Consider the following 19858-nt stretch of genomic DNA (forward strand, 5'->3'; position numbering starts at 1 on the left):
AGTCTGTTTGAACTTGGGAGCATTATACAAGCGGCAGGCGCATTTCCCCGTGACGCCGGAGAAGGTATTGCCTTTCCACCGCATTCGCGGCCAGCATGGCCGCCCGGGCATACGCCGCCAGCGCCCCCCGCCGGTCGCCCTGGCGGCGCAGCAAGTCGGCCCGGGCCGCGTGCAGATAATGCGAATTGGCAAGGCTGGGCACGGCTTCCAGGCGTTCGAGCCACGCCAGGCCGTGCTCTGCGCCATGCGCCATCGCGCAGGCGATCACGGCATTGAGCAAGATCAATGGTTCCGGCTTGTGCCGCAACAAGGCGCCATACAGGGCGCTGATCTGGCGCCAGTCCGTCTGGCTGGCCGTGACGGCCTTGGCGTGCAAGGCGGCAATGGCCGCCTGCAACTGGTATGGGCCCGGCGCGCGCGCCGGCAAGGCCAGTTCCAGCAGCGCCAGTCCCTCGGCAATCAGGGCGTCATCCCACAGGCGACGATCCTGCTCTTCCAGTGTCAGCAAACAGCCTGCGGGCGAGAGGCGGGCCGGGCCGCGCGACGCCTGCAGCAGCAGCAAGGCCAATAGCCCCTGTACTTCCGGCTGGCCGGGCTGCAGGCTGTCGAGCAGCCGCCCCAGGCGCAACGCTTCCGCGCACAGGTCGGCGCGCAGCAGGCTATCGCCGCCGCTGGCGCAATAGCCTTCGCTAAACACCAGATAGATGACATGCTGCACTTGCGCCAGCCGTTGCGGCCAATCCTGGGCCGGCGGCAACTCGAAAGGGATGCGCGCTTCGGCGATCTTGCGCCTGGCGCGCAAGAGCCGCTGCGACAGGGCAGCTTCCGCCAAGCCGAAGGCACGCGCGATCTCGCCCGTGGACAAGCCACACAGGGTGCGCAAGGCCAGCGCCACCTGCGCCTCGGGCGCCAGCGCGGGATGGCAGCAGATGAACAGCAGGCGCAGACGGTCGTCCTCGATGGCTTGCGTTTCATCAAGCATGGCCGCCGGCAGGCAGGACAGCACGGCCTCGGCCTCGCTGACGCTCTTGCCCGCGCGGCGCACGTGATCGAGGCCCGCGTTGCGCGCCACCGAGCTGAGCCAGGCCGCGGGATTAGATGGGATGCCCGCCTGCGGCCACAGTTCCAGCGCCTTGCGGCACGCTTCCTGCAACACATCTTCCGCCAGGCCCAGGTCGCCGAAACGCCGCATCAGGCCGGCCAGCACCCTGCCCTTTTCCTGGCGAAAGACGTGTTCGACGGCCGCAATGGCGTCACCGGCCATGTTTATGCCGTGACAGGCCGCACTTCGATGGTGCCCAGGGAAGCCGCCGGGCAACGCCCGGCCCAGGCCAGCGCCTCGTCCAGGTGGGCGCAGTCCAGCAGGTAATAGCCGCCCAGCTGCTCCTTGGTTTCCGCGAACGGCCCATCCGTGATGACAGGCTTGCCGTTTTGCACACGCACGCTGGTGGCGCTGCGCACAGGCGCCAGCTCGGCGCCGCCGCGCATCACGCCCGCCGCTTCCAGGTCCTGCGTATAGCTGGCAAAGTCGGCCATCAGGCTGGCCATCTGGCCTTCCGGCATCGTTTCATAGCACGCCTCGTCGGCGTAGATCAGGATCATGTATTCCATAGTCTCTTCTCCAAAAGAAAAATGCCCGCAAGCGCGGGCATCCATACGACGAACGGGGCGGCGGCAATCCGACAAGATTACCGCATTATTTTTTCTAAACACCTAAAAAACCGTAGCGAGCGGAAGCAAGTTGTGGCCGAGAAGCGGAGCTGTGCTTGAGCACAGTGAGCATCGGCGGCCGCAAATGGCGACGCGCAGTAGATTTTTCAGGTGTTTTAATGCTTGTGCCCGCAACTGGGTCCGTGAACATGACCGCCGGAAGATTGCTTGACCGTCATGTCCGCCTTGGCGTCGCGGCCGCTGTCGCCCGGGTAGCCGGCTGCCGCCAGCTGGTCCAGATAGGCTTGCCACAGGGTCGCTTGCTCAGCGCCCAGCTTGTACAGATAAGCCCAGGTGTACAGGCCGGAATTGTGGCCATCGCTGAAGGTGGGCTGCACGGCGTAGTTGCCGACCGGCTCCAGACCCGTGATGCCGACCAGACGCTTACCTAATTGCAAGGTTTCCTGGCCCTTGCCATGGCCCTGTACTTCGGCCGACGGCGAGTACACACGCAGGTATTCGAACGGCAAGGCAAATTCGCTGCCGTCGTCGAACGCCACGTCGAGCACGCGCGACTGGTTGTGCACGGTCAAGCCGGTGGGTTGGGGTGTTGCTGCTTTTTCAGTCATGACAATACTTTATGCGGATAAACGTTGAAGGATGGCGTCGCGCAAGGCCGGCAGCAGGGCGCGGCGCGCGGCCAGCACCTCGGGCGCCGTTTCGCGCTGGATCACCGCCCAGCTGGGGTTCGGGAAATGCGCGTCGTCGCGGTAGCGGGGAATCACGTGCCAGTGCACGTGCGGCGTCATGTTGCCGAAACTGGCGACATTCACCTTTTCCGGCTGCATCACTTCCCGCACGGCCAGTTCGACTTGCCACACGACTTCCATGACGTAATTGCGCTCGCCCGGCGTCAAATCCGTCATTTCCTTCACGTGTTTGTTCCAGATCACGCGGCAAAAGCCGGGGTAGCTCGGGTCGTCGACCGCCACGACGGACAAGCGTTCGCTGCGCCACAGCAAGGTCTCCAGACCCTGCTTGTTGGCGTAGCCGTCCAGCAAGTTGCACAGATCGCAACTCGTGGACATCACACGAGCACCCGTTCGATGCCGCCGTCATTGGCGCGTTTCACATAATCCGGCATCCAGTTCTCTCCCAGCAAGTGTTTGGCGATCTCGACGACGATGTAATCGGCCGTCGTGCCCGAATCGTCATTGTAGCGCGACAAGCCTTGCAGGCACGACGGGCAGCTGGTGAGGATTTTGACGTCGCCCGTGAAACCGTCGCCGCGCAGCTTGTCGGCGCCCTTGACCATCTCTTCTTCCTTGCGGAAACGCACTTGCGTGGAAATGTCCGGGCGCGTGACGGCCAGCGAACCCGATTCGCCGCAGCAACGGTCATTCTTCTCGATCTTCACGTTGTCTACCGTGCTGATCAGGGAATTGATGGTCTTGCCCGATTCCTGCAGCTTCATCGGATTGTGGCATGGCTCGTGGTACATATAGCGCGTGCCGTTGACACCTTCCAGCTTGACGTTTTTCTCCAGCAAATACTCATGGATATCCATGATGCGGCAGCCAGGGAAAATCTTTTCAAACTGATACGTGGCCAGCTGGTCGTAGCAAGTGCCGCACGACACGAGCACCGTCTTGATGTCCAGGTAATTGAGCGTGTTGGCCATGCGGTGGAACAGGACGCGGTTATCCGTCATCATCTTCTCGGCCTTGTCGAACTCGCCCGCACCCCGTTGCGGATAACCGCAGCACAAATAGCCCGGCGGCAAGACCGTCTGCACGCCCACTTCCCACAGCATCGCTTGCGTAGCCAGGCCCACTTGCGAGAACAAACGTTCCGAACCGCAACCAGGGAAGTAGAACACGGCTTCCGTATCGGCCGTCGTCGTCTTCGGATTGCGGATGATCGGGATGACTTTATCGTCTTCGATATCGAGCAGCGCGCGTGCCGATTTCTTCGGCAGGTTGCCCGGCATCTTTTTGTTAATAAAATGAATCACCTGCGCCTTGACGGGCGGCTTGCCTGTCGATGGCGGCGGCGCCTTGGTTTGCTTCTTGGCAAATTTCTTCAGCAAGTCATGGCCCAGGCGCTGCGCCTTGTAACCCCAGCCGATCATGACCTTGCGCGTGGCGTTGATGGTCACGGGATCGGTAGCGTTGAGGAACATCATCGTGGCCTTGGTGCCCGGATTAAAGCTCTTCTTGTCCATCTTGCGCAGCAAATTGCGCATGTTCATCGACACATCGCCAAAGTCGATGTTGACGGGGCAAGGCGTCACGCATTTATGGCAGACCGTGCAGTGGTCGGCCACGTCCTCGAACTCTTCCCAATGCTTGATGGAAATACCGCGGCGCGTCTGTTCTTCGTACAGGAAGGCTTCGATCAGGGACGAGGTCGCCAAGATCTTGTCGCGCGGCGAGTACAGCAAATTGGCGCGCGGCACGTGGGTCGAGCACACGGGTTTGCACTTGCCGCAACGCAAGCAATCCTTGACGCTGTCGGCGATGGCGCCGATATCGCTTTGCTGCATGATCAAGGACTCATGCCCCATCAGGCCGAACGATGGCGTGTAGGCATTGCGCAAGTCGGCGCCCATGCCCGGCAGGTTCAGCAATTTACCCTTGTTGAAACGGCCTTCCGGATCGATGCGCTGCTTGTAGCTGCGGAATTCGCCGATCTCTTCTTCCGTCAGGAATTCCAGCTTGGTGATGCCGATACCGTGTTCGCCGGAAATCACGCCATTGAGCGAGCGGGCCAGGATCATGATGCGGCCCACGGCTTCGTGGGCGTCCTGCAGCATTTCGTAATTGTCCGAGTTGACGGGCAAGTTCGTGTGCACGTTGCCATCGCCCGCATGCATGTGCAGCGCGACAAACACGCGGCTACGCAGAATGCGTGCATGAATCGCCGTCGCCTCGTCCAGGATCAGCTTGAACGCGGCGCCGTTGAAGATCTGGCGCAGCTGGGCGCGGATCTCTTGCTTCCAGGTAATGCGCACGGTGCGGTCCTGCACCACGTCGAACAGGGTGGCGTCGGGCTGCGTTTCCAGACGCGCATCGAACACGGGCAGCAAACGCTCCATGCCCAGTTCGGCCAATTCGCCCTTCACGTCCGCCAGCGGACGGTCCAGCTGGGCCAGCAGATAGGTCCAGCGTGCCGTGACTTGCGCCAACAGCTGCTGCGCCTGCTCGGCGCGGTCGCCCAGCATTTCCGCATCGTCGACCCGGTCGTCGGACGCATCGTCGCTCTTGCCTACTGGCAAATTACCCTTGCCAAAGAATTCGCTGAGGGCCTCGGCCAATTGCAGTTTATTCTTGATCGACAGCTCGATATTGATGCGTTCGATACCATCCGTGTATTCGCCCATGCGATTGAGCGGGATCACGACATCTTCATTGATCTTGAACGCATTCGTGTGCTTGGCGATCGCCGCCGTGCGAGCACGGTCGAGCCAGAATTTCTTGCGCGCTTCCGGACTGACGGCGACAAAGCCTTCGCCCACGCGGGTGTTGGCGATGCGCACCACTTCCGACGCCGCTTGCGCGACGGCATTTTCATCGTCGCCGACGATGTCGCCAAACAGGGCCATCTTCGGCAGCACGCCCCGCTTCGACTTGGTGGCGTAGCCGACGGCGCGCAGGTAGCGCTCGTCCAGATGCTCCAGGCCCGCCAGGCGGATGGTCGTGTATTGCTCGCCTTTCGCCGGCAAGCCGTCGAGGTAATCCTTGATTTCCACGATCGACGGGATCGCGTCGCGCGCCTGGCCGAAGAATTCCAGGCAGACGGTGCGGGCGAACTTCGGCATCTTGTGCAGAATCCAGCGCGCCGACGTGATCAGGCCGTCGCAGCCTTCCTTCTGGATACCCGGCAAGCCGGCGAGGAATTTATCGGTGACATCCTTGCCCAGGCCTTCCTTGCGGAACTTGCGGCCAGGAATTTCCAGGATTTCCGTCTTGAACGGCGCGTTCGGTTTCGTCGCGTCGCGCGTGCTCGGGTGACGCCATTCCAGCTGGAAACGTGCCAGTGCGATATCGTGGATCTTGCCCAGGTTATGGTCGAGGCGCGTGACGTCGAGCCAGTCGCCGTTCGGGTCGACCATGCGCCACGAGGCCAGGTTGTCCAGCGCCGTGCCCCACAGCACGGCTTTCTTGCCGCCCGCATTCATGGCGACGTTGCCGCCGATGCAAGACGCGTGTGCCGACGTCGGGTCGACGGCAAACACGAAACCAGCCTTTTCCGCCGCTTCCGACACCTTGTTCGTGATCACGCCGGCGCCCGAATTGATGGTCGCGTATTCGTGCGTGAGGCCCGGCAAGACCGTCATTTCCACGGCGCCCAGGGTGATGAGTTTTTCTGTGTTGATGACGGCCGACATCGGCGTCAGGGGAATCGCGCCGCCCGTGTAGCCGGTGCCGCCGCCGCGCGGGATGATGGTCAGCCCCAGCTCGATACAGCCCTTCACCAGGCCGGCCATTTCCTCTTCCGTGTCGGGCGTGAGCACGACGAACGGGTATTCCACGCGCCAGTCGGTGGCGTCCGTCACGTGCGACACGCGCGTCATGCCGTCGAAGCGCACATTGTGCTTTTCCGTATAGCGTCCCAGCACCTTGACCGTGCGCTTGCGCAAGTCATAGGTCTTGCGGAATTCGTCGCCAAAGTCGGCCACGGCCTTGCTGGCCGCTTTCAGCAGCAGCTCCACATTGGCGCTGCGCGCTTGCGCCACTTCGGGCGCTTCGCCACTCGCGGCCACGTCGCCGCCGGCCGCGTCGATGGACAGGCGGCGCTTGTCGACTTCGGCCAGGCGGTGATGCAAGGCATCGATCAAGCCCTGGCGGCGCTTCGGATTGTCGAGCAAGTCATCCTGCAGGTAGGGATTGCGGCGCACGACCCAGATGTCGCCCAGCACCTCGTACAGCATGCGGGCCGAACGGCCCGTCTGGCGGGCGCCGCGCAGCTCGTCGAGCAGGCGCCAGGAGTCCTCCCCCAACAGGCGTATGACGATCTCGCGATCGGAAAACGACGTGTAGTTATACGGGATTTCGCGCAGGCGGCTTGCTGCGGGACCATTCGGCGTTTCTGCCAGTAAAGCTTGGATATGTGCGGGAGCGTTCATGGAGTGTGGTGACGATGTGGACTGGACCCTAAAGACCCATTTTATCTTATTGCGCCGCACCATGCGGGAACAGCCTTATGCCGCCCAAGGTTTAAGCACCGCATCCGTCACCATAGCAAATACGGAAAAGCCTTATTTTGCATGAATAAAAAACCAGTGTTGATCATTTTTTGACGCAAAAATGCCAAGAATCAGAGTCTGCTGCAAACTATCGAACTGCCCAAAAATGGGGCAAAACGGCGTTGCATTACGCCCCGTTTGCGCCCACTTTACGCCAGCATTTGTCCAATCCGGTGCCACACGCCATCGGGCACGTACAGCAGCAAGCCCGTCATGGTCAGGTAGCGCGCGCACTTGCCGACGGCCATGTAGGCCACGCTGGGCCAGAACGGCAGCTTGAGCCAGCCGGCCAGGGTGCACAGCGGGTCGCCCACGATGGGCAGCCAGGCCAGCAGCATGGTCTTGGCGCCATAGCGGGCCAGCCAGCGGAACCAGCGCGTGTCGCGTTCCTTGGCAAACGCCTGCTTGGCCCGGTAGCCCATCCAGTAGTCGACGATGCCGCCCAGGGTATTGCCCAGGGTGGCGACGCCGATGGTGGCCCAGAACAGCGCGGGATTGGCCTTGATGACGGCAAACACGGCCGGTTCCGAGCCGAGCGGCAAGAGGGTGGCGGAAATAAAGCTGATCAGAAAGACCGATGTCAGCCCGACTTCCGGTGCTGCGATCAGCTGCAGCAGCCAGGCGATTGCGGATTCGATCATGGAACACTTCGCGATGCAGTAAGGCTCTCCATTATAATGAAGAGCAGCTTGCGCGCCGCACAATCCGCGCCGGCCGGCAAAGGCCTACCCGCCCGCAGTTCCACAGAGCATTATTGTCGCCAGGCTATCCGCCGCGGCGCCGCCGCTATCGCCCGACACGCTCCAGACCCTTTCTGGCCCAGAATCACTTGCTTGCAGACTATGAACATCGACTACCTCAAGAAAATCCTGACCGCCCGCGTCTATGACGTCGCTACCGAAACGCCGCTGGAACTGGCCCCTGCCCTGTCGCAGCGCCTGAACAACCAGATTTACTTCAAGCGCGAAGACATGCAAAGCGTGTTCAGTTTCAAGATTCGTGGCGCCTACAACAAGATGTCCAAGCTGAGCGAAGCGGACCGCAAACGGGGCGTGATTTGCGCCTCGGCCGGCAACCACGCCCAGGGCGTGGCCCTGTCGGCCGCGCGCATGGGTTGCCGCGCCGTCATCGTCATGCCGACCACCACGCCCCTGGTGAAGGTCGAGGCGGTCAAGGGACGCGGCGGCGTGCACGTGGAAGTGGTGCTGCACGGCGAGTCGTACACGGATGCCTACAACCATGCGCTGACCCTGGAAAAGGAACAGAAGCTGACCTTCGTGCACCCGTTCGACGATCCGGACGTGATCGCCGGCCAGGGCACGATCGGCATGGAAATCCTGCGCCAGCACGCCGGCCCCATCCACGCCATCTTCGCGCCCATCGGCGGCGGCGGCTTGATCGCCGGCATTGCCGCCTACGTGAAACAGATTCGTCCCGACATCAAGATCATCGGCGTGCAAAGCGTCGATTCGAACGCCATGGCCCGTTCGCTGAAAGCGGGCGAGCGCGTGACCCTGAACGACGTGGGCCTGTTTGCCGACGGCACGGCCGTGCGCCTGGCCGGCGAGGAAACCTTCCGCCTCGTGCAGGCGTATGTCGATGAAATCATCACCGTCGACACGGACGCCATCTGCGCCGCCATCAAGGATGTGTTTACGGATACGCGTTCCATCCTGGAACCGTCGGGCGCGCTGGCCATCGCCGGTGCCAAGGCCTATGTGGAACGGGCCAGCCTGACCAAGCATCCCGTCAACAATGAAACCCTGATCACCATCGCCAGCGGCGCGAACATGAATTTCGACCGTTTGCGCTTTGTCGCGGAACGGGCCGAACTGGGCGAATTCCGCGAAGCCGTGTTTGCCGTCACCATGCGCGAACAGCGGGGCAGTTTCAAGCGTTTCTGCTCGCTCATCGGCGCGCGCAACGTAACGGAATTTAATTACCGCATCAGCGATGAAAAAGCCGCGCACGTGTTCGTCGGCATTCAAATTGCCGACCGACATGAATCAAGCGTGCTGGCGAAGACCTTCGAGGAACACGAATTCAAGACCCTGGACCTGACCCACGACGAGCTGGCCAAGTCGCACATCCGCCACCTGGTGGGCGGCAAGAGCCGGCTGGCGCAGGACGAGTTGCTGTACCGCTTCGAGTTCCCGGAGCGCCCGGGCGCCCTGATGCGCTTCCTCGACAGCATGGCGCCGAACTGGAATATTTCCCTATGTCACTACCGCAGCCAGGGCGGCGACGTGGGGCGCATCCTGATCGGCCTGCAAGTGCCGCCCGATGAGATGGGAGAATTCGCCCGCTTCCTCGATACCCTGGGCTACCGTTACTGGGATGAAAGCAGCAATCCCGTCTATAAGCTGTTCCTGGGGTAAGCATCACCTCCCGGCGGCGGCTACTCGCCGTCGGGAGAATTAGGCTACCATGCGTGCTTGACTGAATTCACGCCACACGACCATGACCACCACCAACGACCTCGCCGAACAATCCCCGCTGGGCAAAAGCTCCGCCTACCGCACCGATTACGCGCCGGAACTGCTGTTTCCCATTCCCCGCCAGGGCAAGCGCGACGAGCTGGAATTGCGCGGCACCCTGCCGTTCTTCGGCCTCGATATCTGGAATGCGTATGAACTGTCGTGGCTGAATCAGCGCGGCAAGCCGCAAGTGGCGATTGCCAAGGTCAGCGCCCCGGCCGATTCGCCGAACATCATCGAATCGAAGTCGTTCAAGCTCTATTTAAATTCGTTCAACCAGACCAGGCTGGACAGCCCGGATGCGTTGCTGGTCCTGCTCAAGCAGGATTTATCGAAGGGCTTCGGCGCGCCCGTGCAAGTGGAACTGACCTTGCAGGACGATTTCGGCAAGCTGAAAATGGGCGAATTCGACGGCGTGCTGCTCGACCGCCTGGACCTGGAAATCACGCAATACACGCCTTCGCCGCTGCTCTTGAAGGCGGCGCTCGATGAAGCGCCGGTGGAAGAAAAACTCGTCTCGCATTTGCTCAAATCGAATTGCCTGGTGACGGGCCAGCCCGACTGGGGCAGCGTGCTGATCGAGTACGCGGGACCGCAGATCGACCAGGAAAGCCTGTTGCGCTACCTGATCGGTTTCCGCGAGCACAACGAATTCCACGAGCAATGCGTGGAGCGCATCTTTGTCGATATCTTGCGTCAGTGCAAGCCGCAAAAACTGTCCGTGTATGCGCGCTACACGCGCCGTGGCGGCCTCGACATCAATCCCTGGCGCAGCAACTTCAGCACCGGGGCGATGCCGGGCAATCTGCGCAATGCGCGCCAGTAACGCCAAACAACACCCCGCAACCATGCCAACAGGAATGTTGGCTGTGTTTTAAAACAACGTTGCAGTAGTGCCGCAGAGCATGTCAAAGACGCTGAAAAATCGGAAAATCGGCATTCGGCGGCGGAAAAACCGGCGCACCGCGTGTTTTTAATCAAGAAATAGCCGATACACGCCGATGTTATTTTTTTGCTAAAATGATGACCATGTGGGCTGTAGCGCCCACTGCGCCCGCAGCGGGCGTATACTGTTGAGAATTGGCGTTACAGGCCGCCGAAACAGGCCTATAATTCGGCTCGCAAGCCCTCTGCGCATTGCACCATTTCATTGAGTGTCATGACTAATCTTAGCAAAATATTATCCCTCGAGAACGTCCTGCTGGACCTGGAAGTCTCCAGTAAAAAGCGCGCCTTCGAGCAAGCCGGCCTGATCTTCGAAAACAATTACGGCATCGCCCGCTCTACCGTCTCGGACAATCTGTTTGCCCGCGAACGCCTGGGCTCGACCGGCCTGGGTCATGGCGTGGCCGTGCCGCATGGCAGAGTCAAGGGCAGCAAAACCTTGAAAGCGCCCCTGGGCGCCTTCGTGCGCCTGGCCGAGCCGATTCCATTCGAATCGCCCGATGGCAAGCCCGTCAATCTGCTGTTTTTCCTGCTGATTCCAGATCATGTCACCCAGCAACATCTGGAAATCCTGTCGGAAATCGCCGAAATGTTTTCCGACGACGCCTTCCGCACGGCATTGGCCACGGATCCGGAACCGAAATCCGTGCATTCGCGCATCGTCAATTGGCAACCCAGTCTGCAAGCGGCAGGTTAAACTTCAGGTATTCCTCCACTCCTGAAGAAGACTGCCATGTTGCAAACGCCGCTGACGATACAACGCCTGTACGACGATAATCGTGAAAGTCTGCAACTGGGCTGGTTCGCCGGCTTCCCCGGCGGCGAGCGCCTGATCTCGGGCGACGTCTCCTCGGCCGCCGACCAGGTGGGCCACTTGAACCTGATCCATCCGGGCCGCATCCAGGTCTTCGGCCACCAAGAAATCAATTACTACCAGCGTCTGAAGGTCAACACGCGCACCCACGTGATCGGCGAACTGATCGCCGGCGGTCCGCCCGCGCTGATCATCGCGCAAGGGCTGGAAACGCCACCCGACATCCTCGCCATCTGCGACGAGCAAAACATCCCCCTGTTCTCCACCCCGCTGCCGGCCGCGCAAGTGATCGACTTCCTGCGCGTCTACCTGTCGAAAAAACTGGCGCAGCGCATCATCATGCATGGCGTGTTCATGGACGTGCTGGGCGTGGGCGTGCTGATCACGGGCGATTCGGGCCTGGGCAAGAGCGAACTGGGACTGGAATTGATCTCGCGCAGCCATGGCCTGGTGGCCGACGACGCCGTCGAATTTTCGCGCATCGCGCCCAACATGATCGAAGGCCGCTGCCCGCCCCTGCTGCAAAACCTGCTGGAAGTGCGGGGACTGGGCTTGCTCGATATCAAGGCCATCTTTGGCGAAACGGCCGTGCGCCGCAAGATGCGCCTGAAGCTGATCGTGCACCTCGTGCGCCGCAACGCGCTGGAAGAAGAAGTCGAGCGCCTGCCATTCCTGTTCCCCACGGAAGACGTGCTGGGCTTGCCCGTACGCAAGGTGGTCATCCCCGTCGCCGCCGGCCGCAACATCGCCGTGCTGCTGGAAGCGGCCGTGCGCAATACGATTTTGCAACTGCGCGGCATCGATACCTTGCAGGAGTTCATGGAACGGCAGAGATTAGCAATGAGTGGCGACTAGTCTGCAGTGGAGTTCACCCTTGCAAGGGCGAACCGTTGCGCAGGCACGCAGCAGTGCTGCGTGAATTCCCTGCTTCACCAACGACTTACCATGAGTGGCGACTAGCGTTGCAAGAAGCACGCCCTCTTTTGTTTAACCAATACTACAGTCCAAATTGCAATAATTTGTAAAGATAGTTGCCTTGGGAGCGGAGCGCCGGTCTTTATTGTATGATCGGGTTATGCATATCGTCCTTATCACCGGAATATCCGGCTCCGGTAAATCCGTCGCGCTCAATGTGCTGGAAGATACCGGTTACTATTGTGTCGACAACCTGCCACCGGCCTTGCTGCCCAGCCTGGTGCAGACCCTGCTCGACGAAGGTACACCGCAACTGGCCGTCGCCGTCGATGCGCGCAGCGCCGAATCGCTGACCAGCCTGCCGCACAATGTGGCCCTGCTGCGCGACCAGGGGCACGACGTCAAGGTCATGTTCCTGACAGCCACCACGCATTCGCTGGTGGCGCGCTTCTCGGAAACGCGGCGCAGCCATCCGCTGTCGCACGAATTGCGTCCGAACCAGAATCCGGCCAGCCGCCGCACCCTGATCGAGTGCATTTCGGAAGAGCGCGAACGCCTGTCGACCATCGAACAGCTGGGCCATGTGATCGACACGTCGGAACTGAGCGCCAACAAGCTGCGTGCCTGGATCAAGGATATCGTCGCCTCCGAACGCGCGCCGCTGACCCTGTTCTTCGAATCGTTCGCCTTCAAGCTGGGCGTGCCGCTGGACGCCGATTTCGTCTTCGACGTGCGGGCCTTGCCGAATCCCTATTACGACCTGGCCTTGCGCCCCCTCGACGGACGCGACGCGCCCGTGATCGCCTTCCTCGACGCGCAGCCGAGCGCGCTGGAACTGCTGGCCGACATCCGCGCCTTCATCGAGAAATGGTTACCGTCATTCAAGTCCGACAACCGCAGCTACCTGACGGTGGCCCTCGGCTGCACGGGCGGCCAGCACCGCTCCGTGTACATGGCGGAGCGGCTGGCGCAATATTTCGGCCCCAACGAGCGCGTCGTTCTACGCCACCGCGAGCGCAGCTAATTAATCGAGGTGGCGCAGCGGATGCGCCGCGGCCGGCCAGACGGGGGCAAAGAAGCGCGCCACCATGGCCGCGTCGACTTCGTCCAGGCTGGCGGGGTTCCAGCGGGGCGCATTGTCCTTGTCGACCACCAGCGCGCGCACGCCCTCGAGCACTTCGCCATGTTCGAAATTGTGGCGCACGACTGTGCGCTCCAGGCGCAGGCAATCGGCCACGCCCAGGTGGGCGCCCCGCTGCAGCAATTCCAGGGTCACCGACATCATCAAGGGCGAACGCAGGCGCATGGCCGCCAGCGCCTTGGTGGCGAACGCGCCGTCGTCCTGCGCCAGCGAAGCCATGATGGCCGCCACGGAGCCGGCGCTGAAATGGCGGTCCAGCGCCGCGCGCGCCGTGGCCAGGGGAGATACCCCCGCCTCGGCCTGGAATGGCGCCGCCAGCGCCTTGATGGCCACAGGCAAGGCCTCGCCCGGCGTCGATTGAAACAGGTCCAGCAGCGCCCCCATCTGCGCTTCGGGCAGGTAGACATCGGCCAGGCCCGTGTACAGGGCGTCGGCCGCGTTGATCGTCAAGCCCGTCAAGCCCAGGTACAGGCCCAGCTGGCCGGCCAGGCGGGACAGGAAATAACTGCCGCCCACGTCCGGAAACAGGCCGATATTGACTTCCGGCATGGCCATGCGCGTGCGGCCCGTCACGATGCGCAAGCGGTTGCCTGGCCCGGCTTGCGCCACGCCCATGCCGCCGCCCATCACCACGCCATCCATCACGGCGATATACGGTTTCGGGTAGAAATGAATTAAATGATTTAAAGCATATTCTTCCGTGAAGAAATCTTCCAGCAGGGCGCTGCCGCCTTGCGGCGTGGCCAGACCCGCATCGTAAAAGAAACGGATGTCGCCGCCGGCGCACAGGGCCTTGTCGCTGCTGGAGCGGATCACGACGGCGTCCACCTGCGGATCGTCGCGCCAGGCCAGCAGGGCCGCGCTCAGGGCGCGCACCATCTCCAGCGACAGGGAATTCAAGGCTTTCGGACGGTCAAGCACGATGTGCCCGGTGCGGTTGCGGATGGAAGTCTGGACGAAGTCGCTCATGGCAGGCAGGAAAGAAGTGAAAGTGCGAATATTCTAATGCCTGCGCGGGGAACATTGCGTTCCGCTGGGCGCAAAAAAGGGCGCAATGTGCGCCCTTAGTTGATCACAACTGCTGGAAGCGGGTGGCCTTAGACGGCGACGACGGCTTCTTCCTCGGAGTTGTCTGGCAGATGCTTGATCGCCTCTTTACCGTGCCCTTGCACTTTGGTTTTGTATTTCATCACTTGCCTATCGAGCTTGTCGATCAGGGTATCGATCGCGGCGTACAGGTCGTGCGCCAAGCTTTCCACATAGACAGTCTTGCCGCTCAAACGCAGGTTGACTTCAGCCTTTTGACGTTTTTCTTTCTCTTTGAGGTTATCCACGGTCAGAATCACGGCGATATCGATGACTTGATCGAAATGACGTTTCACGCGCTCCAGCTTCGTTTGTACGTATTCACGGATGGCTGGTGTCACTTCGAGATGATGTCCGCTGATGGTGAGATTCATACACACTCCTAAAGATGATCGGGTTCGTGCGGTCCATCCTATCCGGCCCGCAGAGGAACCGAAAAAAACTTACAAACACTTACGCAGGCTCACTGGCGGAATTTTTAATGCTTCCCGGTATTTGGCAACAGTACGTCGCGCAATCACCATGCCTTGTTCCCCCAGCATGTCCGCAATCTTACTGTCGGATAAAGGATTTTTAGGGTCTTCTGCTCCTGTCAGTTGCACGATCAATGCCCGTATCGCCGTCGATGACGCTTCGCCCCCCGCTTCGGTGGCGACGTGGCTACCAAAGAAATATTTCAACTCGAACATGCCGTGCGGGGTCAGCATGTACTTTTGAGTTGTTACCCGCGAGATAGTACTCTCGTGTAAACCCAGTGTATCAGCTATTTCACGGAGCACAAGGGGGCGCATGGCAACGGCCCCATGCGAGAAAAAGTTCTTTTGTCTTTCTACTATCGCCTGCGCCACGCGCAGGATCGTGTCGAAGCGCTGGCGCATATTCTTGATCAGCCACTTGGCTTCCTGCAACTGTGCGCCCATGGCGCCCTCCCCCTTGCCCTGCTTGAGCAAGTTGGCGTACATGGCGTTGACGCGCAGGCGCGGCATGACGTCGTTGTTCAGGGTGACTTGCCAGCCATTGCGCGCGCGCTTGACGACGACGTCGGGCACCACGTAATCGGACACGTCCGAGGCGAACACGGCGCCCGGATGCGGATTGCACTGGCGAATCACCGTCTGCGCTTCGCGCAAGTCTTCATCGTCGCAATCGAGGGCTTTTTTCAGCTTGTTGAAATCGCGCTGGGCAAACCAGGCCAGGTGCTTTTCCACGATCACGAGGGCCATGCGCCGCGTCACCATGGCGATGTGCGGCAAGCGCTTGATTTGCAGAGCCAGGCATTCGGACGCGTTGCGCGCGCCCACGCCCGGCGGATCGAAACTTTGCAGCAGCGACAAGGCCGTGCGCATCTCGTCGGCGTCGATTTCCAGCTCTTCCGGCAGGCGCGCCAGGATGTCGTCGAGCGACTCTTCCAGGTAGCCATTGTCGTCGAGCGCGTCGATGATCAGCTCGACCAGCGCGCGGTCGCGCAATTCGAGCACCGTCACGCGCATCTGCTCCATCAGGTGTTCGCGCAGAGTGCAGTGATGGGCCTCCAATTGCGGACGCGAATCTTCGTCGTCGGGCGCCTTGCCCCGGCTCGCCTCACTCCAGTCGCTGTCGCCGCCATCCGCGGCGGCCGGGCTGTCGCCCCCCTCGCCGTCAAACGCTTCCGCTTCGGCCGGCGCTGCGGGCGCCTCCTGGCCTGGTGGCTGGGGCGGCGCTTCGGCCGGTGCGGCCGTGGAGCTCAAGGCCCCGTCGGACAGCAGGCGCAGCGAGCGGTCGAGCGGATCGTCGAGGCGTTCGAGCAAGGGATTGTCCGTCAGCAATTGCTCGAGTTCCTGGTGCAATTCCAGGGTAGACAATTGCAACAGGCGTATCGATTGCTGCAACTGCGGCGTCAGTGCCAGGTGCTGCGAAGTGCGCAGCTGCAATGATTGTTTCATTGGCTTACATGCGGAAGTGTTCGCCCAGATAGACCCGGCGTACCGACTCGTTCGCAATGATGTCGTCGGGGCGTCCCGACGCCAGCACCGAGCCCTGGTTGATGATGTAGGCGCGGTCGCAAATACCCAGCGTCTCACGCACATTATGATCGGTAATCAGCACGCCGATATTGCGCTCCTTCAAGAAACGCACGATGCGCTGGATCTCGATCACGGCGATCGGATCGACGCCGGCGAACGGCTCGTCGAGCAGCACGAAACGGGGATCGGTGGCCAGCGCGCGGGCGATTTCCACGCGGCGGCGTTCGCCACCGGACAGGGACAGCGCCTGGTTCTCGCGCAGCTTTTCAATCTGCAAGTCGGCCAGCAATTTATCCAGCCGCTCCTCGATCTCGGCCTTCGTCAGCGGACGGCCTTCGACGGTCTGGATTTCCAGCACGGCGCGGATATTGTCTTCCACCGTCAGCTTGCGGAAGACGGACGCTTCCTGCGGCAGGTAGGACAGGCCCATCTGCGCGCGGCGGTGGATCGGCAGGCTGGAGATATCCACGCCGCTGATATCGATGCTGCCGCCATCGGACGGCACCAGGCCGACGATCATGTAGAACGAGGTGGTCTTGCCGGCGCCGTTCGGGCCCAGCAAGCCCACCACTTCGCCGCATTCGACTTGCAGCGAAACATCATGCACGACTTGCCGCTTGCCATAGGTTTTTTGCAGCCCGCGAACGATCAGGGTGCTGCCGCAACGTGTATTTTCCATTATTTCTTTCCTGGCGCGGGCGTGGCCGGCGCTTTCTCCGCTGCCGGCGCCTTGGTCTTCGGCTGGATCACCATGCGCACGCTGCCGCCATCGGCGGTGCTGGTGCCGCTGTTGGAATTTTCCATCGCAAATTCTTCCTTGCGGCTGTCATACGAGATGAAAGCGCCATTGGCCACATCGGTGACTTTCGCGCCTTCCAGGCGCGTCAGCTTGGCTCTGGAAAACAGTTTCACCACTTCCGTCTTGTTGTCGTATTCCACGCGCTCCGCTTCGCCTTCGACCCACAGGTCGCCCGCGCCATCGCGCTTCTGGCGGAAGGTCGCAAGCTTGCCGGGATCGGCCCAGAAGGTGATGAACTGGTAGCCTTGCGGGTCTTCCGTGATCAGGGCCCGGCCCGCCTTCATGGTCAGGGTCCCCTTGACCAGCACGACGTCGCCCGTCAGGGTGCGCACCTGCTTGACGTCATCGACGTGGCCGCTGCGTGCCGTGATGACGGCTTCCTTCTCGGAATCGGCCTTCTCGGCATGCGCCACGCCCATGATGGCCAGCGAAAATACGGTCAACAGCAAGATGTTCTTCATAGTATGGTTTCCTTGTTTCATTCTGTCATTTTGCCGCCGCGGCCGGGCGCGGTTTCGGCGGGAGGACCATGCGCAGCGCATTCTGCACTTCCACCACGCCGGTGGCGTTATTCGCCTTCATGCCGATGCCATTGATGCGCGAGGCGCCCGTCAGGATATCGACAGGCACGTCCGTTTCCATTCTTTCCTCGTCCGGGAACACCGTCAGCGCTTCCGTCTTGACCGTCAGGTTCTGCGCCTTCGGACTGGCCACGCGGTCGATCACGACCTTGCGGTGCAGTTGCAGCCGGGTATTGTCCTGGTCGATATGCGCCTGTTCCGCATTCATGTTCATCGGCGGCATGCCTGGCGTGAGCTTGCGCACGAAGGGCTGGTCGATATCGGACGAATCGTCCAGCGGATAATGCGTGAGCTTGGTGCCCGACACGATATAGCTGGGCTTGCCCGTCAAGTCCATGCGCACCATGCTGAAATTGGTGATGAAATAGTCGGGTTCATCCAGATGCTTGCTGGCCGTGATGTCCTGGCCATTCTTGTTCATCACCTCGAGCAGCCAAAAGCTGCCCAGCGCGACGACGACCGCGCCCAGCACGGTAAAAATCATGCGCCAGCGATGGGCGCCTCCTGGCTTACGCATAGGGCTTCACTCTTTCAAAGGTCACTGGCGAGGCGGCGCGCCTCACTCCAGGAACGGCGCCATGACGCGCGCATAGTTGTCCTGGGCGCGCAGCAGGAATTCGCAGATCTCGCGCACCGCGCCGCGGCCGCCGCCGGCCTGCGTCACATGGTGCGCCAGGCCCTGCGCCTCCGGACGCCCGCCCGGCACGCTGACGGCAAAGCCCACGCGTTTCAGGATGGGCGCGTCGATGACGTCGTCGCCGATATAGCCGCATTGCTCTTCCGTCAAGCCCGTCAGCGCCAGCAATTCGCGAAACGGCGTCAGCTTGTCGTGGCCGCCCTGGTGCACATGGGTAATGCCCAGGTCTTGCGCGCGGCGCGCCGTGATGGCCGAGCGGCGCGCGCTGATGATGGCCGTCTGCACGCCCGATTCCTGCAGCAGCTTGATGCCCAGGCCATCATACACATTAAACGTTTTCATCATCTCGCCGTCCGGGCCGAAATGCAGACTGCCGTCGGTGAGCACGCCATCGACGTCAAAGATCATCAGTTTGACCTTGGCCGCCCGCGCCAGGTTGTCCGCCACGCTGTCCATCAGATCACCTTCGCTTGCGTCAGATCATGGATATGCAGCGCGCCCACCAGCTTGCCGTCGGCATCGACGACCAGCATCTGGTTGATGCGGAACTGCTCCATCACGGCCACGGCGTCGACGGCCAGGCGTTCGGGCGCGATGCTGCGCGGCTGCGCATGCATGACGTCGCGGATCGCCACTTGCGTGAAATCCTGCACGCGCTCGAACATGCGGCGCAGATCGCCATCCGTAAACACGCCCACGGGGCGGTTGTCCGCGTCGACGACGGCCGTCATGCCCATGCCTTTCTTCGTCATTTCCTCCAGCGCCTGCAGCAAGGAAGCGTCCACGGGCACCTTGGGTACGCGTTCGCCGCTGCGCATGACGTCATGCACGTGCGTGAGCAAACGGCGGCCCAGGGCGCCGCCCGGATGCGAGCGGGCGAAATCTTCTTCCTTGAAGCCGCGCAAGTCGAGCAAGGCCACGGCGATCGCGTCGCCCAGGGCCAGGGTGACGGTGGTGCTGGCAGTCGGCGCCAGGTTCAGCGGACAGGCTTCTTTCTCAACAGAAATATCCAGGTGCACGTCGGCCAGCTGGGCCAGGCTCGAATTGGGCTTGCCCGTCATGGAAATCAGCACGCCGCCCATGCGCTTGACGACGGGCATGATGGCCATCAGTTCCGATGATTCGCCGGAGTACGATATGGCAATAAAAGCATCGTCCGAGGTGACCATGCCCAGGTCGCCATGGGCCGCTTCGGCCGGATGCACGAACAGGGCCGGCGTGCCGGTGGAAGCGAGGGTGGCGGCAATCTTGCGCGCAATATGGCCGGACTTGCCGATGCCGGAGACGACGACTCGTCCCTTACATTGCAGCAACATCGCCACGGCGCGGCCGACGCTGTCGTCCGTGGCCAGGCGCGCATGCAGCGCAACGATGGCGTCGGACTCGATCTGCAAGGTGGTGCGGGCCAGCGCGACAGCGCGCTCGGTCGTCGCTTGCATGTCAATTCGATCAAAAGCTTTCAGCATTGTTTTTTCATGGGTTACACTCATGCCCAAAGTATAAACGAATTAGGAAAGCAAAAAACTTGCCAGTCACAACAAACAACGATTTCCATTGACCGT

The 19858-nt window shown here is 61.4% G+C and carries 19 protein-coding genes; 5 read left to right on the top strand and 14 right to left on the bottom strand.

Annotated features, from left to right (window positions below; translation table 11 throughout):
• Window positions 1-22 precede the first annotated feature (22 nt).
• From OX460_RS17910 to OX460_RS17935, 6 genes are all read right to left on the bottom strand, one after another.
• On the bottom strand, window positions 23-1264 hold the full coding sequence (locus tag OX460_RS17910) for a sigma-70 family RNA polymerase sigma factor (RefSeq protein WP_289899491.1): 1242 nt from the start codon (window positions 1262-1264) through the stop codon (window positions 23-25).
• A gap of 2 nt (window positions 1265-1266) precedes the next feature.
• Window positions 1267-1611 carry a YciI family protein gene (locus OX460_RS17915; RefSeq protein WP_289899492.1) on the bottom strand — a complete coding sequence of 115 codons (345 nt, stop codon included), beginning with the start codon at window positions 1609-1611 and terminating at the stop codon, window positions 1267-1269.
• A 215-nt stretch (window positions 1612-1826) separates the two neighbouring features.
• Window positions 1827-2279, bottom strand: a complete 453-nt coding sequence (locus tag OX460_RS17920; RefSeq protein ID WP_077398965.1) for a DUF971 domain-containing protein — start codon at window positions 2277-2279, stop codon at window positions 1827-1829.
• 9 nt (window positions 2280-2288) lie between these two features.
• Window positions 2289-2738, bottom strand: coding sequence for an HIT family protein (locus tag OX460_RS17925; protein WP_289899493.1), 450 nt, complete (start codon window positions 2736-2738; stop codon window positions 2289-2291).
• A complete protein-coding gene (locus OX460_RS17930; RefSeq protein ID WP_289899494.1) occupies window positions 2738-6778 on the bottom strand; it encodes a DUF3683 domain-containing protein in 4041 nt (1346 codons plus the stop codon). Before OX460_RS17930 ends, OX460_RS17925 begins: the two co-directional genes overlap by 1 nt.
• A gap of 269 nt (window positions 6779-7047) precedes the next feature.
• Complete coding sequence (locus OX460_RS17935; RefSeq protein WP_099665684.1) at window positions 7048-7539, bottom strand: YqaA family protein; 492 nt, start codon at window positions 7537-7539, stop codon at window positions 7048-7050.
• A 201-nt stretch (window positions 7540-7740) separates the two neighbouring features.
• Between OX460_RS17935 and ilvA the strand changes: the two genes are divergently transcribed.
• The 5 genes from ilvA (at window position 7741) to rapZ (ending at window position 13073) form a co-directional block, all read left to right on the top strand.
• Complete coding sequence (gene ilvA / locus OX460_RS17940) at window positions 7741-9276, top strand: threonine ammonia-lyase, biosynthetic (RefSeq protein ID WP_251349349.1); 1536 nt, start codon at window positions 7741-7743, stop codon at window positions 9274-9276.
• A gap of 82 nt (window positions 9277-9358) precedes the next feature.
• On the top strand, window positions 9359-10201 hold the full coding sequence (gene queF / locus OX460_RS17945) for an NADPH-dependent 7-cyano-7-deazaguanine reductase QueF (RefSeq protein WP_289899495.1): 843 nt from the start codon (window positions 9359-9361) through the stop codon (window positions 10199-10201).
• Between the two features lie 333 nt (window positions 10202-10534).
• Window positions 10535-11017: a PTS sugar transporter subunit IIA gene (locus OX460_RS17950; protein WP_071079718.1), complete on the top strand. Its 483-nt coding sequence runs from the start codon at window positions 10535-10537 to the stop codon at window positions 11015-11017.
• Between the two features lie 36 nt (window positions 11018-11053).
• The gene (gene hprK / locus OX460_RS17955) at window positions 11054-11989 is read left to right on the top strand and encodes an HPr(Ser) kinase/phosphatase (RefSeq protein ID WP_034753337.1); all 936 of its coding nucleotides are present in this window, start codon (window positions 11054-11056) and stop codon (window positions 11987-11989) included.
• 220 nt (window positions 11990-12209) lie between these two features.
• Window positions 12210-13073 (top strand): RNase adapter RapZ, encoded by an 864-nt coding sequence (rapZ, locus tag OX460_RS17960; RefSeq protein ID WP_099665687.1) that lies wholly within the window; start codon window positions 12210-12212, stop codon window positions 13071-13073.
• Here the strand turns inward: rapZ and OX460_RS17965 are convergent, their stop codons facing one another.
• The 8 genes from OX460_RS17965 to OX460_RS18000 form a co-directional block, all read right to left on the bottom strand.
• Window positions 13074-14159 (bottom strand): enoyl-CoA hydratase/isomerase family protein, encoded by a 1086-nt coding sequence (locus tag OX460_RS17965; protein WP_289899496.1) that lies wholly within the window; start codon window positions 14157-14159, stop codon window positions 13074-13076.
• A 128-nt stretch (window positions 14160-14287) separates the two neighbouring features.
• Complete coding sequence (gene raiA / locus OX460_RS17970; protein WP_034778388.1) at window positions 14288-14650, bottom strand: ribosome-associated translation inhibitor RaiA; 363 nt, start codon at window positions 14648-14650, stop codon at window positions 14288-14290.
• Window positions 14651-14719: 69 nt separating this feature from the next.
• Window positions 14720-16198, bottom strand: a complete 1479-nt coding sequence (locus tag OX460_RS17975; protein ID WP_251349351.1) for an RNA polymerase factor sigma-54 — start codon at window positions 16196-16198, stop codon at window positions 14720-14722.
• Window positions 16199-16202: 4 nt separating this feature from the next.
• Entirely contained in the window at window positions 16203-16958 is a 756-nt protein-coding gene (lptB, locus tag OX460_RS17980) for an LPS export ABC transporter ATP-binding protein (RefSeq protein ID WP_077398949.1), read from the bottom strand.
• Window positions 16958-17539 (bottom strand): lipopolysaccharide transport periplasmic protein LptA, encoded by a 582-nt coding sequence (gene lptA / locus OX460_RS17985; protein ID WP_099665690.1) that lies wholly within the window; start codon window positions 17537-17539, stop codon window positions 16958-16960. Before lptA ends, lptB begins: the two co-directional genes overlap by 1 nt.
• A 25-nt stretch (window positions 17540-17564) precedes the next feature.
• Window positions 17565-18176, bottom strand: a complete 612-nt coding sequence (gene lptC, locus OX460_RS17990; RefSeq protein WP_251349352.1) for an LPS export ABC transporter periplasmic protein LptC — start codon at window positions 18174-18176, stop codon at window positions 17565-17567.
• A gap of 42 nt (window positions 18177-18218) precedes the next feature.
• A complete protein-coding gene (locus OX460_RS17995) occupies window positions 18219-18752 on the bottom strand; it encodes an HAD hydrolase family protein (protein ID WP_077398943.1) in 534 nt (177 codons plus the stop codon).
• Window positions 18752-19762, bottom strand: coding sequence for a KpsF/GutQ family sugar-phosphate isomerase (locus OX460_RS18000; protein ID WP_099665691.1), 1011 nt, complete (start codon window positions 19760-19762; stop codon window positions 18752-18754). Before OX460_RS18000 ends, OX460_RS17995 begins: the two co-directional genes overlap by 1 nt.
• Window positions 19763-19858 lie beyond the last annotated feature (96 nt).

Origin of the sequence: Janthinobacterium sp. SUN033 (assembly GCF_030397595.1) — a bacterium.
Lineage (GTDB): Bacteria > Pseudomonadota > Gammaproteobacteria > Burkholderiales > Burkholderiaceae_D > Janthinobacterium > Janthinobacterium kumbetense.

What these genes read in the sequence shown, in the direction of transcription:
- OX460_RS17910 (WP_289899491.1), bottom strand. Translation starts at nt 1,264, where the DNA reads ATGGCCGGTGACGCCATTGCGGCCGTCGAACACGTCTTTCGCCAGGAA.
- OX460_RS17915 (WP_289899492.1), bottom strand. Translation starts at nt 1,611, where the DNA reads ATGGAATACATGATCCTGATCTACGCCGACGAGGCGTGCTATGAAACG.
- OX460_RS17920 (WP_077398965.1), bottom strand. Translation starts at nt 2,279, where the DNA reads ATGACTGAAAAAGCAGCAACACCCCAACCCACCGGCTTGACCGTGCAC.
- OX460_RS17925 (WP_289899493.1), bottom strand. Translation starts at nt 2,738, where the DNA reads ATGTCCACGAGTTGCGATCTGTGCAACTTGCTGGACGGCTACGCCAAC.
- OX460_RS17930 (WP_289899494.1), bottom strand. Translation starts at nt 6,778, where the DNA reads ATGAACGCTCCCGCACATATCCAAGCTTTACTGGCAGAAACGCCGAAT.
- OX460_RS17935 (WP_099665684.1), bottom strand. Translation starts at nt 7,539, where the DNA reads ATGATCGAATCCGCAATCGCCTGGCTGCTGCAGCTGATCGCAGCACCG.
- ilvA (WP_251349349.1), top strand. Translation starts at nt 7,741, where the DNA reads ATGAACATCGACTACCTCAAGAAAATCCTGACCGCCCGCGTCTATGAC.
- queF (WP_289899495.1), top strand. Translation starts at nt 9,359, where the DNA reads ATGACCACCACCAACGACCTCGCCGAACAATCCCCGCTGGGCAAAAGC.
- OX460_RS17950 (WP_071079718.1), top strand. Translation starts at nt 10,535, where the DNA reads ATGACTAATCTTAGCAAAATATTATCCCTCGAGAACGTCCTGCTGGAC.
- hprK (WP_034753337.1), top strand. Translation starts at nt 11,054, where the DNA reads ATGTTGCAAACGCCGCTGACGATACAACGCCTGTACGACGATAATCGT.
- rapZ (WP_099665687.1), top strand. Translation starts at nt 12,210, where the DNA reads ATGCATATCGTCCTTATCACCGGAATATCCGGCTCCGGTAAATCCGTC.
- OX460_RS17965 (WP_289899496.1), bottom strand. Translation starts at nt 14,159, where the DNA reads ATGAGCGACTTCGTCCAGACTTCCATCCGCAACCGCACCGGGCACATC.
- raiA (WP_034778388.1), bottom strand. Translation starts at nt 14,650, where the DNA reads ATGAATCTCACCATCAGCGGACATCATCTCGAAGTGACACCAGCCATC.
- OX460_RS17975 (WP_251349351.1), bottom strand. Translation starts at nt 16,198, where the DNA reads ATGAAACAATCATTGCAGCTGCGCACTTCGCAGCACCTGGCACTGACG.
- lptB (WP_077398949.1), bottom strand. Translation starts at nt 16,958, where the DNA reads ATGGAAAATACACGTTGCGGCAGCACCCTGATCGTTCGCGGGCTGCAA.
- lptA (WP_099665690.1), bottom strand. Translation starts at nt 17,539, where the DNA reads ATGAAGAACATCTTGCTGTTGACCGTATTTTCGCTGGCCATCATGGGC.
- lptC (WP_251349352.1), bottom strand. Translation starts at nt 18,176, where the DNA reads ATGCGTAAGCCAGGAGGCGCCCATCGCTGGCGCATGATTTTTACCGTG.
- OX460_RS17995 (WP_077398943.1), bottom strand. Translation starts at nt 18,752, where the DNA reads ATGGACAGCGTGGCGGACAACCTGGCGCGGGCGGCCAAGGTCAAACTG.
- OX460_RS18000 (WP_099665691.1), bottom strand. Translation starts at nt 19,762, where the DNA reads ATGCTGAAAGCTTTTGATCGAATTGACATGCAAGCGACGACCGAGCGC.